3 protein-coding genes are annotated in these 1,265 nt (G+C 62.2%); all 3 read left to right on the forward strand.

The window, feature by feature from the left end; translation table 11 throughout:
- Positions 1 to 80 precede the first annotated feature (80 nt).
- Positions 81 to 194, forward strand: coding sequence for a DUF4913 domain-containing protein (locus YO9_RS19240; RefSeq protein ID WP_262925728.1), 114 nt, complete (start codon positions 81 to 83; stop codon positions 192 to 194).
- 237 nt (positions 195 to 431) lie between these two features.
- Positions 432 to 629, forward strand: a complete 198-nt coding sequence (locus tag YO9_RS0115550) for a helix-turn-helix transcriptional regulator (RefSeq protein WP_016998323.1) — start codon at positions 432 to 434, stop codon at positions 627 to 629.
- Positions 630 to 661: 32 nt separating this feature from the next.
- On the forward strand, positions 662 to 1,246 hold the full coding sequence (locus YO9_RS0115555) for a type II toxin-antitoxin system HipA family toxin (RefSeq protein WP_223286694.1): 585 nt from the start codon (positions 662 to 664) through the stop codon (positions 1,244 to 1,246).
- The last annotated feature ends 19 nt before the right edge of the window (positions 1,247 to 1,265 follow it).

The following is a 1,265-nucleotide window of genomic DNA, read 5'->3' on the forward strand; positions in this document are numbered from 1 at the left end:
CCTCTGGCGCGCCTGGGAAAACCTCCGCACCGACTACAACGGGACTGGCAGTATGGTGGCGCGACTACACCGACCCCACCATGCGGACACTCTTCGACGAGAAGGGACCCTTCCACGGTTGCACCCCTCGAGCACACCACCCGAAGGGGATACCGCTGCCGATGGATCCTCCGCCTGAAGGGCTGTTTGATTGACCCGTCTACGCCAGGTCCATCTCCAGTTGGTTTTGTTCCCTCAGGGACACAGAACGCTGCTAGGTCCATCGGACCGGTCTGCATGTACCGGCAGTATCCTGCCGCTCTTCCTGATAGCAGCACCTCTAGCGCCCAATAAGAACTGAACCAGCAAGATGTTGCCGATTGACGCCCTTCTTCGACACAATGACGTTGAACTAGGCGATATCGGCAGGATTCTGCCGGAAGGAGATGGTCATGGGTGAAGTCGAAGCTGTGGGTAGGGCAATTCGCGCCGCCCGCAAGGAGGCTGGACTGACTCAAAGAGACCTGGCCGATCTGGCCGGCATCTCCGAGCGGACGGTCCGCGCTATCGAAACCGGTACTGGCAATCCCGCACTGGCGGCCGTGGCCGCCGCGGCCAACGTGCTCGGCCTGCGGTTGGTGGCCGAGTAATGGCCGACCTACACCGACTGCGGTTCGTGGACGTGGCCGACGTCTACAAGGCTGGCCGGTTGGCCGGCCGACTAGAACGCGCCGAAGACGCGGGCACAGCATTCACCTATGACCCGGCCTACCTGAATGCCGGTCACCCTCCGGTGGCTTTGACTCTTCCCCTAACCGGAGAGCCCGTCACCGCATCCTCGGGTGGGGTTCCACCATTTTTTGCGGGGTTGCTGCCCGAAGGCCACCGCTTGACCGTCCTGAAGGACGCGATCAAGACCAGCCTGGACGACGAACTCTCGCTACTGCTGGCTGTCGGCGCTGACGCTCCAGGAGACGTCCAGGTCGTTCCCACAGGAGACGCGCCGGTCGAGCCGGAGGCCCTGGTCGACTCCGCGAAGCCGCAGGAGCTGGACTTCACTGCACTAGCCGAAGCGGTGGATCTACACGCTTTGCCGGGGGTGCAGGACAAAGCCAGCGCCTCTATGCTCACCGCTCCTTTAGCCACCCAGGGAAACCGGCTAATCCTGAAGTTGAATCCGCCTCGGCATCCGCACCTGGTCGAAAACGAGGCCATACATCTGGCCGCAGCCAAGAAGCTGAAAATCCCAATCGCCAAGCAACCGTAGTTATCGACCGCCACGGGCG

Source organism: Kocuria atrinae C3-8, from assembly GCF_000286355.1.
Lineage (GTDB): Bacteria > Actinomycetota > Actinomycetes > Actinomycetales > Micrococcaceae > Kocuria > Kocuria atrinae_A.